The organism is Chitinophaga sp. 01L420 (assembly GCF_056399985.1).
Genome location: NZ_JBFTSK010000150.1, coordinates 1 through 434, shown reverse-complemented (window position 1 = coordinate 434; position 434 = coordinate 1). Strand labels below are relative to the sequence as shown.

Genomic DNA, 434 nt, shown 5'->3' with positions numbered 1-434 from the left:
GTTTACCGCCACAATTACCTTCAGCGAAGCGGTGACTGGATTTACACTGGGTGATATTACCACCACCAACGCAACTTTAAGTACATTCCAGACAACAGATAATATCACTTACACCGTTCTCGTAACACCAACAGCAGATGGCGCGGTGACAATCCAGGTACCGGCCAGTGTAGCCGTGAACGTGGGCAATAACTCCAATACCGCTTCCAATATTTTAAGCCTTGCTTTCGATGGTACCGCACCAGTAGTGACAGCAGTAAATGTACCTGCCAATGCTGTGTATAACGATGGACAAGTACTCTCCTTCACTGTTCATTTTAGTGAGATAGTTAATGTAACCGGCACACCATCGCTGKGTATAGTAATAGGCGCCACTACCAGACAGGCCACACTTGTAAGTGGCAGTGGTACCAACGCTCTGGTATTCTGGTATT

1 protein-coding gene is annotated in these 434 nt (G+C 46.9%); it reads left to right on the top strand.

Annotation, left to right across the window (positions count from 1 at the left end; all coding sequences use genetic code 11):
- The coding region (locus AC1DP6_RS36560; protein WP_477059322.1) for an Ig-like domain-containing protein at positions 1-434 on the top strand (434 nt) is incomplete at both ends.